Origin of the sequence: uncultured Paraglaciecola sp., from assembly GCF_913020055.1 — a bacterium.
Lineage (GTDB): Bacteria > Pseudomonadota > Gammaproteobacteria > Enterobacterales > Alteromonadaceae > Paraglaciecola.
This window is the reverse complement of record NZ_CAJWCF010000030.1, coordinates 1-12,058: the sequence shown is the minus strand read 5'-3', so window position 1 is coordinate 12,058 and position 12,058 is coordinate 1. Positions and strand designations below refer to the sequence as shown.

The following is a 12,058-nucleotide window of genomic DNA, read 5'->3' as shown; positions in this document are numbered from 1 at the left end:
CAATCACTAAGCCTTTCTGCGGCGCTTTGATTTTTGATAGTTACCTTGGTTATGACCTGCATTATCTGGCATAGCGGTAGGTGAGAATTCCTTCATCACACGACGATACACATCCCGTTTGAAAGAGACCACATTACGTACCGGGTACCAATAACTCACCCAGCGCCAGTCGTCAAATTCAGGATGACCTGATTGTAGTAAATCCACATCCTCTTCTTTACAGACAAGTTGCAGTAAAAACCACTTCTGCTTTTGTCCTATACAAACAGGATTGCTTCCCTGCCTAACCAATCGTTTAGGCAGTTTGTACCGCACCCAATTTTTGGTGACCGCCAGAATTTTTACATGTTCTGGCTTTAAACCTACTTCTTCGTGGAGTTCGCGATACATTGTTTGTTCGGCAGTTTCACCTTCATCGATTCCGCCTTGCGGAAACTGCCAAGAATGTTGCCCATAGCGTCTTGCCCAAAAAACCTGGCCTAACTCATTGCAAATCACTATACCAACATTGGCGCGGAATCCTTCGGCATCAATCACTTAGACTCCCGAGAACTCAATTCTTTTAATGTCATGCATTCTTCCATAAACTACTGCGCATTCAAAGGAATAAAAAAAGTATTAGGGATATTGAGCATGAAATCAAAGAGCAAAAATGAAAATATTTAATATGCCCAAAGCTGAACCAAAATCTATCCAAGAGTTAATGCAAAGAGCAGAAGCCTTAGCAGGGCTAACTTTAGGTGAAGTAGCTGAAGTAGCTGGCGTAAGAGTGCCGGTAAACTTCAAACGAGAAAAAGGCTGGACGGGTCAATTGATTGAACTATGTCTAGGTGCCAGCGCAGGCTCTAAAACCCAACAAGATTTCGCAAAACTAGGCGTAGAACTAAAAACCATCCCCATAGACAATATCGGTAAACCGCTTGAAACCACCTATGTTTGTTATGCACCACTGACTGATATTGCCGGTATAGAATGGCAAACGAGTAGCGTCAAAAATAAAATTCAACAAGTGTTATGGATGCCCATCGATGGGAGAAGAGAAATCGCTCCAAAAGATCGATGCATCGCAACCCCCCTATTATGGTCGCCAAGCACTGCACAAGAAAATCAATTACGCACTGATTGGGAGGAATTGATGGAAATGATTGCTCTTGGGCAAATAGAAAGTATTACTGCGAGACATGGTCAATATCTACAACTTCGGCCTAAAGCCGCCAATGGCAATGTATTAACTGAAGCTATTGGAAATAGTGGACAGGTCATTCACACCAGACCAAGAGGTTTTTACTTGAGAAAAGAGTTTACCGGAAAAATCCTTAGCACTTTTTTTAATCACGGGGAACTTTAGCGGTAAGCTTGGCTGAAAGCCTAAAGTTACCGCTAAACAAAAGATTGGGATTAACTTGGGGTTCTTAACACCATTAATCTAATCTCAGTCATGTCTTCCATGGCGAACGTGATCCCTTCACGGCCTAAACCTGACTCTTTTACGCCACCATAAGGCATGTTGTCTACTCGCCAACTAGGTACGTCACCTATAACGACGCCACCCACATCTAGTTCATCCCATGCTTTATGGGCTTTGTAGATATCTCGAGTGAACACGCCAGCTTGCAAGCCAAATTGGCTATTATTGACTTCTTTTAACGCTTCATCAAAATCGCTAAAAGAGCTAATAATAGACACCGGACCAAAGGCTTCTTCGGTGTTGATAGCGGCGTTATTTGGCACATTATCTAATAACGTAGCTTGCAACATATTGCCGTCGCGCTTGCCGCCACATAACAGGTTTGCGCCAGCTGCAACAGCTTCCTGCACCCAGGTGTCTAGTCGAGCCGCTTCTGATTCTGAAATCATAGGCCCAATAAAAGTATCTTCATTCAACGGGTCGCCATGCACCAAATTCGCAACTTTATCGGTATAACGTTGTTTAAACTCAGCGTAAATCGACTCATGTACAATCACTCTTTGTACACTAATACAACTTTGTCCAGACTGGTAATAAGCACCAAAAACAATGCGTTCAATGGCATCGTCTAAATCTGAGTCGGCATCGACCACACAAGCTGCATTCCCACCTAACTCTAAGATAACGGGTTTTTTACCTGCTTTCGCTTTTAGCTCCCATCCCACTTGTGGAGAGCCAGTAAAACTAAGTAACTTAAACCTGTCATCGGTAGTGAATAAATCCGCTCCATCACGACTACATGGCAAAATGGAAAACGACCCTTTAGGTAAGTCAGTCTCGGCTAGAATTTCTCCCATAATAAGCGCACCTAATGGTGTTCTACTGGCTGGTTTAAGTACAAAAGCGCAGCCTGTTGCTATCGCGGGTGCCACCTTATGTGCAGCCAAATTTAATGGAAAATTAAAAGGTGAAATAAACGAACATGGGCCAATAGGCACACGTTTGTACATACCTGTATAACCCTTTGCACGAGGGGTAATTTCAAGATTTAAAACTTCACCATGCATTCGCACAGATTCTTCAGCGGCAATTCTAAAGGTATCGATTAAGCGTGTTACTTCACCACGAGAGTCTTTGATTGGTTTACCCGCTTCGATACATAAAGCATGAGCCAACTCATCAAAGCGTTCTTCAAAACGTTTTACACAATGGTTCAGAATATTCTGGCGTTCGTACGGCGCCATTTTATTTAATGTAGGTTGACTGGCTTCTGCGGCTGCAATTGCTTGATCGATGACCTTCGCATCAGCAAGGGCCGTATAAGTCGCCACTTCATTAGTGTATTTATTAGTAATCGCCAAATCTTGGTTGGCAAATACGGCTTCATTAGCCAGATAGTATGGGTAAGCTTTAGCTAACATAAAAACTCCTAAGTATAATCTGGATTAAATGGCTTCACTGCGCTGGCGTAGTGTTTGATTTAAGGTTTTGTCATTTAACGAATAATCAACGGGCACATCAATTAAATGCACACCAGGCTCAGCTAAACATTTTTGCACTTGCGGCAACAACTCATCGGCTGCAGCTATACGCCAGCCTTTGCCACCGTAACTTTCAACGTATTTAACAAAGTCAGGGTTACCATAATCCAAACCGAAATTTTCAAATTCCATGTTTGCTTGTTTCCATTTGATCATGCCGTAGGCATCATCACGCAGGATGATTACCACTATGTGCAACTTAAGACGCACAGCAGTTTCCAATTCTTGACTGTTCATCATAAAACCACCGTCACCACATACCGAGATCACTGGCTTATCTGGATACACCATTTTCGCTGCCATAGCCGAAGGTAGACCTGCGCCCATTGTTGCTAAGGCGTTATCTAATAGTAAGGTGTTAGGCAAAGCAGCAGGATAGTTACGCGCAAACCAAATTTTATAGACACCGTTATCCAATGTGACTATGCCGTCATCTGGCATGGCGGTACGAATATCTCTGACAAAACGCTCAGGCAAAATGGGGAAACGATCGTCATTTTCACTTTCAGCCTTATGTTCAAGATAAGCTTTATGCGCTGTAAAGAAGAAACTAAAGTCCCAATTAGCGTTGGCAGTAATTTGTTCTTTTACTTGCCATATTGTGTTGGCTATATCACCAATCACTTCCAGTTGTGGAAAATACACGGGGTCAACCGCTGCTGGCTCAAAGTTAATATGGATAACCTGACGACCATCATCCTTCATAAAGAAAGGCGGTTTTTCAACTACATCATGACCCACATTAATGATGAGATCGGCGCTATCAATAACGCGATGCACAAAGTCACCAGCTGATAAGGCTGTGTTACCCATAAATAGGTCGTCACTTTCGTTAAGTACACCTTTACCCATTTGCGTGGTGACATAAGGAATACCTGTTTTGTCTACCAACTCTTTAAGCATCTTGGAGGTTAATTTTCGATTAGCGGCAGCACCAATAAGTAACAATGGAGACTTAGCGGCTGCAATCATTTCAACGGCTCTATTTATCGATTTATATTCTGCGATAGGACGTCGACTCACGCTAGGTGACAACAAATGGGCTGTCGTTGGTTCGGCTGCAATATCTTCTGGTAATTCAATATGCGTAGCACCAGGGCGCTCGTCATGAGCTAGTCTAAACGCTTCACGCACTGCAGATGGAATGCGATCGCCGCTTACCAATTGAGTAGTGTATTTAGTAATAGGACGCATCATATCAACCGCATCAATCACCTGAAAACGCCCTTGCTTACTGGTTTTAACCGGCTTTTGTCCGGTTATCATTAACATTGGCATTGCACCTAATTGTGCATAGGCAGCAGGCGTAACAAGATTCGTCGCTCCCGGGCCAAGGGTTGACAAACAAACGCCAACTTTACCGGTTAATCGACCATATGTAGCAGCCATAAAACCGGCGCCTTGTTCGTGGCGAGTCAAAATAAGCTTAATCGGTGACTCTCGCAAAGATTCAAGTAAATCGAGGTTTTCTTCACCTGGAATACCAAAAATATATTCCACACCTTCGGCTTCGAGGGCTTTTATAAATAAATCAGACGCTTTCATGGGCGCTCCTGTAGTGTTTGTAGGGTTACTAACCAACAACTTATTAGCCGTTTGGATTAATATAGAATGTAAGGTCATAGCCTTTGTTTGTTTTTCTACATACATAATCTGTTTGTTAGTGGTGTACGTAAAGTATAAAAAACCGATTAGCTACATCATTTTTTTATATAGAACAAAACTTTACAAATAATTAACCTTTAAAAATAAGCCATAACTCACACTTTCACTGAGTTTATTTTAAATATAACTAAACCTTAGAAGACCAGGGTTGTTCTACTAGGCATTGAACAATGTCTAACTGCACCTGAGTTGTTGGTGCACGAGTCAATAAGCTACAAGCGTCATTTTCGTTATTTTGCGGCAAAATTAACGACCAGTCACTGCACACCTTTTCTAAATTTATGTGGACCCGATCTAAACTTGAACAAGGAAAGTGATGTGTGAAATTAGCTAAACTATCCACTAATTCAAAAAGTACATTTTGGATATTTGAGGCTAGTTCCTCGGTATATTGCCGCCTAATTGCAGCTGAAAGCATTTGAAAATGTTGCAATTGGGTTGTCAAGAAATGGACAAATTCATCTGCGGAGGTTTGTGTGTTGCCTGTAATTTTTTGTTGATTTTGTTCGTACTTTTTAACCGGTAATCCATCAAGTAAATGATATCCCAGAGCCGCTTTACTGTCTGTGCCGATAGTGGTTGGCAATAATATAACGATACGTTTAGCTACATCGAAAAGTGCCGAAGTGCTGCCTTTTTTAAGCTCTAATTCAACTTCACAGATGGGTGTGCTTTTATTTCCACACTTTACCTGACCGAGGTCCCAGACCAACTCCACTATGTTTCCATCTGAGAATTCAAGTAAATAAACTTTACGCTCGAAGTGGGTAGTAAATAGTATTTCAATTTTAGTTTGTAACTCATCGATATTGATAGTTTTTGGCCATGCTGACAATGGAAACAATCTAAGATCAGGCACATCAACATTTTGCTTGTTTACTGGGTCAAGTTGCACATTATATTCAGGACGCTGATGCAATCCTCCAATGGACTTACCTGAGGTTTTTAACGTTTGTTCAAATTGTTGGTTATTTCCTCGAATTCTTAAACCTATATCGTGTTTTCTTAATGTTCTATCTGAAGTATCAAAATAATGGTTGGTTAATATCAGAGTTTGTTTGGTGATACTGGCACTGAGATGTGGCAGCAACTTTGTTTCAATAACCTCACCAGCGTTTTCACTGGTCAGTAATTTAAGTTCAATTTCGTATTCCATAAAACCTTTTTGGTAGATAAAAGTAAATTTCATTACATTCAGACAACCTTAGCCTTTCAAATTCGACTATTCAATCAAGAATAGTCGCAAAAGCGCATCAGTCCTGCCACTCAATCGACCGAAATACAAATAGTCCCTTGCCTTTCTTTTAGCCAAGCAATACCATTTAGCGCATCTTTTTAGGAGTAAGTTTTTTTTGATTATGCGCAGGCAAATAGTTTTATATTTTTTATGCATAGCTAGCTGTTTTATAAATGCACAGGTTTTGGCTCAAGAGCCGAATGATAGTGAAGGTGAAATTCGCTATATTTCTGACGATTTATTTACCTATTTACATGCAGGTCCAGGACGAAACTTCAGAATTTTAGGCTCTGTTGTGGCCGGCACTCGTGTCACTTTATTACAAGAAGACACTGAGAATAATTTTGTTGAAATCATTGATGACAAACAACGAACTGGTTGGGTAGATGCTGAATTCATCAATGTCAGCAGAAGTGTCAGAGAATTAGTTCCTGGTTTGCAACAACAAGCAGTGAAGACTGAACAAACAATACTCCAACAACGGGAGAGTAATGATTTACTCAACCAACAGATAGCCGATCTCACTTCGCTAAATACAAACTTAAAAAAGAAGCTGAGTGATGCTGAGAAAGAAAATACAGAAATAACTAAAACCCTTGCTGATTACGACCAAACAGCACAAATGGAATGGTTCACCCGAGGGGGGATTGTTGCAGTCATTAGTTTGCTTTTAGGGATTATCCTTACTTATTTACCTAAGAAAAGGCGCAGAAACGATAATTGGATGTAGTTCAGCATCGATGTTTTGTAGAGTAATGACCTGTTTTTAAGACCTGACTCAGACTTTCTCTGACTAAACGACAGCTCGGGTTTTTGGAACCACTAGCCCTACCCTTAAAACCTCTGCATAATAGGGCTATAGCGACGAATTGGAGAAAAATATTATGAAATGGGTGGTGGCAGTTTTGTTCACACTATTTTGTTTGCTCCAATATCGTTTATGGTTCGGTAAAAATAGTGTGCCTGACTTTATGATTTTAAAAAAAGAAGTTGCCCTTCAAGTGATTCAAAATGCCAATTTAAGACAGCGTAATAGTTTGTTAAAAGCTGATATCCATGATTTGAAAATTGGTTTAGAAGCAGCTGAAGAAAGGGCTAGAAATGAATTAGGCCTTATAAAACAAGGCGAAACATTTTATCGTATTTTGCCCTCCAACGAATAAGCATAATGCCCACACTTAACCAGTATTCTGTTGTTGTACCTGCCGCCGGTATCGGTAAACGCATGCAAAAAGACTGCCCTAAACAGTATCTGCAAATTGCCGGTAAAACGATCATTGAACATACCCTGACTAATTTACTAGCGCATAATCAAGTAAAACAGGTGATTGTAGTGCTGAATCCAAACGATAACCTGTTTGCTAAATTATCCATCGCAAGTCATCCCAATATCAAGATAGTAGAGGGTGGGCAAGAACGTTGTGATTCGGTTTTAGCAGGGCTGAAATATCTAACAGATGATGAAGAATGGGTTGTGGTACATGATGCCGCCCGGCCCTGTTTAACTAAAACGGATTTAACTGCGCTTTTACAACTAGCAGAACAAGGAAATTCTGGCGGTATATTAGCTACACCAGTTCGCGATACTATGAAGCGAGCGGTTAATATCAAAGTGAATAAACAAAATATCATCAAAAAAACAGAGTCTAGAGAGAATTTGTGGCACGCATTAACACCTCAATTTTTTAAACTTGCTCTGTTAAAAAAAGCACTCAGTGCAGCAAATGAACAAAACACTGTCATTACTGATGAAGCATCCGCCATTGAGCTTTTGGGTGAAGAGGTAATATTAGTAGCGGGGTCCGCCTCAAATATCAAAATCACACAACCTGAAGATTTATTGTTAGCTGAATTTTATCTGACACAAAAAAAGCTAAACATTAAGGGAGATTTGACTGAAGTATGAGTATTCGAATTGGCCATGGCTATGATGTGCATAAATTTGGAGGAAAGGGTCCTATAGTCATTGCTGGGGTATCTATCGACCATGCGATGGGGTTGATTGCCCATTCTGATGGTGATGTTGTATTACATGCTTTGTGTGATGCATTATTAGGTGCGCTGGCGCTGGGAGATATTGGTAGACATTTTCCAGATACGGATCCAGCACTGTCAGGAGTCGACAGTCGCGAGCTGCTTCGCCACGTATATAAACTGATTACAGATCAGCAATATCAACTAGGTAACTTGGATCTGACTATTGTCGCACAGGCTCCAAAGATGGCGCCGCACATTGAATTAATGCGCGATAATATTGCCGCAGACTTGGACGCTGATATTAACCAAATAAACGTAAAAGCTACCACTACCGAAAAGTTAGGCTTCGCTGGTCGAAAGGAAGGTATCGCAGCCTATGCCGTGGTTTTATTGACTCGCCAAGTAGATACAACCAAATGCAAATAGATCACTGGCTGCACCAATACCCCAAGCTAGATATTTTAGGCCAGTTTAAACTGTCTAATGAAGACTTCCAAGTAACCGAAATTTTAGGTTATGAACCTATTGGTGAGGGTGAGCATATTTATTTATGGGTACGTAAATCTGGGTTAAATACCGCTTATTTAGCCGAACAAATTGCCAAATTTACCAAGCTACCATTAAGAGCGGTCACTTATGCAGGACGCAAAGACAAACATGCACTAACCGAACAATGGTTTAGTGTACATCTTCCTGGCAAAGGTGAGTTTGACTGGACTAAATTTAATGAGCCTGGGGCTGAAGTACTCAAATCAATTCGACACAATAAGAAACTCAGAACAGGTGTTTTAAAAGGTAATAGATTCAATATTACCCTTAGACAGCTCAGATCAACGTCTGGCATTAATGAACGATTACAACAAATTAAACAAGACGGTGTGCCCAATTATTATGGCTCGCAGCGATTTGGAAACACAACCCATGATCCACGAGGCGGAAATTTAGTATTAGCTGAGAAGATGATTAACGGTGAAGCCATCCGTAATCGTAATAAACGCTCTATGGCCATTTCTGCTTTGCGGTCATGGTTATTTAATGAAATGCTAAACAGCCGATTGCAAAATGATTGTTTAAACAAACCTCTAAACGGTGATGTAATGCAATTGGCTGGCAGTAATAGTTTTTTCTGTGCTCAACAAATAGATAGCAGTATCATTCAGCGATTAAGCAAGCGCGATATTTATCTTTCAGCTCCACTATGGGGAAAGGGACAGCTAGCCAGCGAATCTGATGCGTTGCAGTTCGAGCAAAATTTAGCACAACAACATCGTATTATCGCCAAAACACTTGAAGATTTAGGCTTACAACAGGAAAGAAGAGCAATTAACTTATTTCCAAATGATCTAGAATGGTCTTTGGCAGATGATACATTAAACCTAACATTCTCACTTCCGGCAGGCACCTTTGCTACATCGGTATTGCGAGAATTAGTAGATATACAAGATAACAACCTTGCCAAGATTTAAAACGCAGGATCATTCAAATTTACACCTAAGAATAATAAAAATAGGCACGACATGAGATTAACATCACGTAAAGGTGAAAGCCTTGCTCAACTTTTACACAAAGAAGGCATCAGCAACACTAAAGTCCTGACCGCTATTGCCAATACACCTAGAGAGCTTTTTTTACCTGACGCCTTAAAACACAAAGCTTATCAAAACACGGCATTGCCTATTGGTCAGGGCCAAACCATATCTCAGCCCTACATTGTAGCTCGGATGACTGAGTTATTATTAGAGTCAGACAATCAAGCTCAAACCGTCTTAGAAATCGGCACAGGTTCAGGTTACCAAACAGCAGTACTGGCGCAATTATTTACCAGTGTTTACTCAGTAGAAAGAATAAAAACACTGCAATTTCAAGCCAAACGAAGAATGAATCAACTGGACTTACACAACGTCAAAATGAAACATGGTGACGGGTGGTTAGGCTGGAGTAGTAAAGGGCCGTACGATGCCATCATAGTGACCGCAGCCGCAAGTTCAATGCCAGAGAAGTTATATCAGCAACTTAATGACGGCGGCCGTTTGATTATTCCGGTAGGAGAAGAAAACCAACAGTTACATTGTATTACCAAATGCGGAGATGAATTTGAATCAAAGATTATCGAAGCCGTTAGGTTTGTCCCTTTAGTGGCCGGAGATATTATTTGAAAAGTTTAAGAACAAAATCCGACTATGCAGGCGTTGCCGTTAGAGGCATTTTGATGGGCGCAGCCGATGCTGTACCCGGCGTATCTGGTGGCACTATTGCATTTATGACGGGCATTTATGAAGAACTAATATTTTCTCTTAAACAGTGCAGTGGTAGTGCAATAAAAGTATTGTTAAAGAGCGGCATTAAGGCCACTTGGCAACATATTAACGGTAGTTTTCTACTAGCTCTATTCAGTGGTATTGTTATCAGCATATTAACTCTATCCAGAGTGGTCTTATACCTTCTGGTTAACCATCCAATACTATTATGGTCATTCTTTTTTGGACTGATATTGGCAGCAGTGTGGTCTGTGGTTAGACATATAGAAAAATGGGAAATTGGCATCATCGTCACTTTTCTAATAGGTACCGTGAGTGCATTTTTTATTACGACCATAAGCCCTACCACAATCGAAACATCGCCTTTCATCGTATTTTTATCCGGCATGATTGCTATCTGCGCCATGATTTTACCAGGTATCTCTGGTAGCTTTATTTTACTGCTCTTAGGTATGTATGCGCCTATGTTGATGGCGGTGAAGGAATTACAATTCATGACACTGTTTATTTTTGCCGGAGGATGTGCGACAGGCTTATTGAGCTTCTCCCATGTGTTAAGTTGGATGTTTAAACATTATAAAACGATGACATTGGCTTTATTAGGTGGCTTTATGCTGGGCTCTTTGAACAAGGTTTGGCCATGGAAACAAACCATTGAAACAGTGATTGATCGCCACGGTAAAGAAATACCTCTGGTTCAAAACAATATATTGCCACACACCTTTGAAACACTAAACACGCAACCCGCGTATATGTGGTATGCCATTCTATTGATGTTATTTGGTATGGGAATGGTAGTGATGCTAGAAAAAATGGGCGACAAATCTGCCAATAATTAATGAATAACTTTAGCCAAACAGCGGGGCATTTAACTCACAAGCTAACATATGTACTTGTTTTACTGTGTTGCGTACTCAATATAAGTTGCGCTAACCGCAGTCGACCCGCTCCAGTTTCTGAACTATACCAAGGTAAAACCTTTAGAGATTTTGAACAACAAGCCTATTCAGCAAAGACATATCAGGTCAAAGCCGGAGATACTCTATATTCTATTGCTTGGTACTCAGGGAACGACTACAGGGATTTAGCCAGAATAAATAAGATTTCACCGCCCTATCAAATACAACCCGGCCAACTTTTAACACTGGTCGCGTTGCCAAAGTCAATCCTACGAAAGTCGAACAAGACCACTGGTCAGACTTCAAAAGTAATTGTAAATCAACCTGTTGACCCTTCTAAAAAGCAGGCGTATGGTGAAAGTGAACAAAATGTAAATAAGGGTTCAATTGGACCTGCTACCGGTCAATTTCCTGATCGAGTTAAAAGTTGGCATTGGCCTACACATGAAACTGTTTCACGTGGTTTTTCGGCCAAAGAACAAGGCAACAAAGGCTTAGATTTTTCAGGGAAACTTGGGCTACCAATTTTGGCAGCCGCCGATGGGAAAATAGTATACACGGGCAATGCATTACGTGGTTTTGGAAAATTAGTAATTATCAAGCATTCCGATGCGTTTTTAACAGCCTATGCACATAATGATAGTATGTTAGTAAAAGAGCAGCAGTGGGTTTCGGCAGGCCAGAAAATTGCCACTATGGGTAGAAGTGGAACCGATAAGGTTAAGCTTCATTTTGAAGTAAGATACAAAGGAAAATCGATTGATCCTTTGCGCTATCTACCCAATAGATAATACTAATTGATAATAACAATAAATTATAAAAAGCATAAATTAGGAGAATAGATACATAAAAATACTACCGTTAAGGAGTTAACCTCATGGGTCAAGAAAAAACTGTTCTAGTAGAAGTTGATGCTTTCAGTGATATTGAAAATGCCGTAGAGCGAGAGCTGGCTAAGGCCGAAAAAAAGGCTGAGGAACAACTAGAAGATATTTTAGCCAATAAAGAAGATAAACCAAAAAATCTTGATGCAACTCAATTGTATTTAGGTGAAATTGGATTTTCCCCACTAT

General features: G+C 40.6%; 13 protein-coding genes and 1 pseudogene. 10 read left to right on the top strand and 4 right to left on the bottom strand.

The window, feature by feature from the left end; translation table 11 throughout:
• Window positions 1–6 precede the first annotated feature (6 nt).
• Window positions 7–537: an RNA pyrophosphohydrolase gene (gene rppH, locus QZ488_RS08435; protein ID WP_293747531.1), complete on the bottom strand. Its 531-nt coding sequence runs from the start codon at window positions 535–537 to the stop codon at window positions 7–9.
• 115 nt (window positions 538–652) lie between these two features.
• Between rppH and mutH the strand changes: the two genes are divergently transcribed.
• A complete protein-coding gene (mutH, locus tag QZ488_RS08430; RefSeq protein ID WP_293747529.1) occupies window positions 653–1,348 on the top strand; it encodes a DNA mismatch repair endonuclease MutH in 696 nt (231 codons plus the stop codon).
• A gap of 50 nt (window positions 1,349–1,398) precedes the next feature.
• Here the strand turns inward: mutH and QZ488_RS08425 are convergent, their stop codons facing one another.
• From QZ488_RS08425 to QZ488_RS08415, 3 genes are all read right to left on the bottom strand, one after another.
• Window positions 1,399–2,829 (bottom strand): aldehyde dehydrogenase family protein, encoded by a 1,431-nt coding sequence (locus tag QZ488_RS08425; RefSeq protein ID WP_293747527.1) that lies wholly within the window; start codon window positions 2,827–2,829, stop codon window positions 1,399–1,401.
• A gap of 24 nt (window positions 2,830–2,853) precedes the next feature.
• Complete coding sequence (locus QZ488_RS08420) at window positions 2,854–4,494, bottom strand: acetolactate synthase large subunit (RefSeq protein ID WP_293747525.1); 1,641 nt, start codon at window positions 4,492–4,494, stop codon at window positions 2,854–2,856.
• A 247-nt stretch (window positions 4,495–4,741) separates the two neighbouring features.
• Window positions 4,742–5,803: a CYTH domain-containing protein gene (locus QZ488_RS08415; protein WP_293747523.1), complete on the bottom strand. Its 1,062-nt coding sequence runs from the start codon at window positions 5,801–5,803 to the stop codon at window positions 4,742–4,744.
• Window positions 5,804–5,972: 169 nt separating this feature from the next.
• On the opposite strand from QZ488_RS08415, the gene QZ488_RS08410 reads away from it, so the two are divergent.
• The 9 genes and pseudogenes from QZ488_RS08410 to QZ488_RS08370 form a co-directional block, all read left to right on the top strand.
• On the top strand, window positions 5,973–6,581 hold the full coding sequence (locus QZ488_RS08410; RefSeq protein WP_293747521.1) for a TIGR04211 family SH3 domain-containing protein: 609 nt from the start codon (window positions 5,973–5,975) through the stop codon (window positions 6,579–6,581).
• A gap of 154 nt (window positions 6,582–6,735) precedes the next feature.
• The gene (ftsB, locus tag QZ488_RS08405; RefSeq protein ID WP_293747519.1) at window positions 6,736–7,014 is read left to right on the top strand and encodes a cell division protein FtsB; all 279 of its coding nucleotides are present in this window, start codon (window positions 6,736–6,738) and stop codon (window positions 7,012–7,014) included.
• 5 nt (window positions 7,015–7,019) lie between these two features.
• Window positions 7,020–7,757, top strand: a complete 738-nt coding sequence (gene ispD / locus QZ488_RS08400) for a 2-C-methyl-D-erythritol 4-phosphate cytidylyltransferase (RefSeq protein WP_293747517.1) — start codon at window positions 7,020–7,022, stop codon at window positions 7,755–7,757.
• Entirely contained in the window at window positions 7,754–8,254 is a 501-nt protein-coding gene (gene ispF, locus QZ488_RS08395) for a 2-C-methyl-D-erythritol 2,4-cyclodiphosphate synthase (RefSeq protein ID WP_293747515.1), read from the top strand. The genes ispD and ispF overlap by 4 nt, the downstream gene beginning before the upstream one ends.
• Window positions 8,245–9,294, top strand: a complete 1,050-nt coding sequence (truD, locus tag QZ488_RS08390; RefSeq protein ID WP_293747513.1) for a tRNA pseudouridine(13) synthase TruD — start codon at window positions 8,245–8,247, stop codon at window positions 9,292–9,294. The genes ispF and truD overlap by 10 nt, the downstream gene beginning before the upstream one ends.
• Before the next feature lie 51 nt (window positions 9,295–9,345).
• Window positions 9,346–9,984 carry a protein-L-isoaspartate(D-aspartate) O-methyltransferase gene (locus tag QZ488_RS08385; RefSeq protein ID WP_293747511.1) on the top strand — a complete coding sequence of 213 codons (639 nt, stop codon included), beginning with the start codon at window positions 9,346–9,348 and terminating at the stop codon, window positions 9,982–9,984.
• Window positions 9,981–10,925 (top strand): DUF368 domain-containing protein, encoded by a 945-nt coding sequence (locus QZ488_RS08380; RefSeq protein WP_366508994.1) that lies wholly within the window; start codon window positions 9,981–9,983, stop codon window positions 10,923–10,925. Before QZ488_RS08385 ends, QZ488_RS08380 begins: the two co-directional genes overlap by 4 nt.
• A complete protein-coding gene (locus tag QZ488_RS08375) occupies window positions 10,925–11,776 on the top strand; it encodes a peptidoglycan DD-metalloendopeptidase family protein (protein WP_293747509.1) in 852 nt (283 codons plus the stop codon). The genes QZ488_RS08380 and QZ488_RS08375 overlap by 1 nt, the downstream gene beginning before the upstream one ends.
• Window positions 11,777–11,862: 86 nt before the next feature.
• Window positions 11,863–12,058 (top strand): annotated as a pseudogene (locus QZ488_RS08370) (RNA polymerase sigma factor RpoS); the annotation flags it as partial.

Coding starts and splice junctions, on each gene's coding strand:
- mutH (WP_293747529.1), top strand. CDS start 653: ATGAAAATATTTAATATGCCCAAAGCTGAACCAAAATCTATCCAAGAG.
- QZ488_RS08425 (WP_293747527.1), bottom strand. CDS start 2,829: ATGTTAGCTAAAGCTTACCCATACTATCTGGCTAATGAAGCCGTATTT.
- QZ488_RS08420 (WP_293747525.1), bottom strand. CDS start 4,494: ATGAAAGCGTCTGATTTATTTATAAAAGCCCTCGAAGCCGAAGGTGTG.
- QZ488_RS08415 (WP_293747523.1), bottom strand. CDS start 5,803: ATGAAATTTACTTTTATCTACCAAAAAGGTTTTATGGAATACGAAATT.
- QZ488_RS08410 (WP_293747521.1), top strand. CDS start 5,973: ATGCGCAGGCAAATAGTTTTATATTTTTTATGCATAGCTAGCTGTTTT.
- ftsB (WP_293747519.1), top strand. CDS start 6,736: ATGAAATGGGTGGTGGCAGTTTTGTTCACACTATTTTGTTTGCTCCAA.
- ispD (WP_293747517.1), top strand. CDS start 7,020: ATGCCCACACTTAACCAGTATTCTGTTGTTGTACCTGCCGCCGGTATC.
- ispF (WP_293747515.1), top strand. CDS start 7,754: ATGAGTATTCGAATTGGCCATGGCTATGATGTGCATAAATTTGGAGGA.
- truD (WP_293747513.1), top strand. CDS start 8,245: ATGCAAATAGATCACTGGCTGCACCAATACCCCAAGCTAGATATTTTA.
- QZ488_RS08385 (WP_293747511.1), top strand. CDS start 9,346: ATGAGATTAACATCACGTAAAGGTGAAAGCCTTGCTCAACTTTTACAC.
- QZ488_RS08375 (WP_293747509.1), top strand. CDS start 10,925: ATGAATAACTTTAGCCAAACAGCGGGGCATTTAACTCACAAGCTAACA.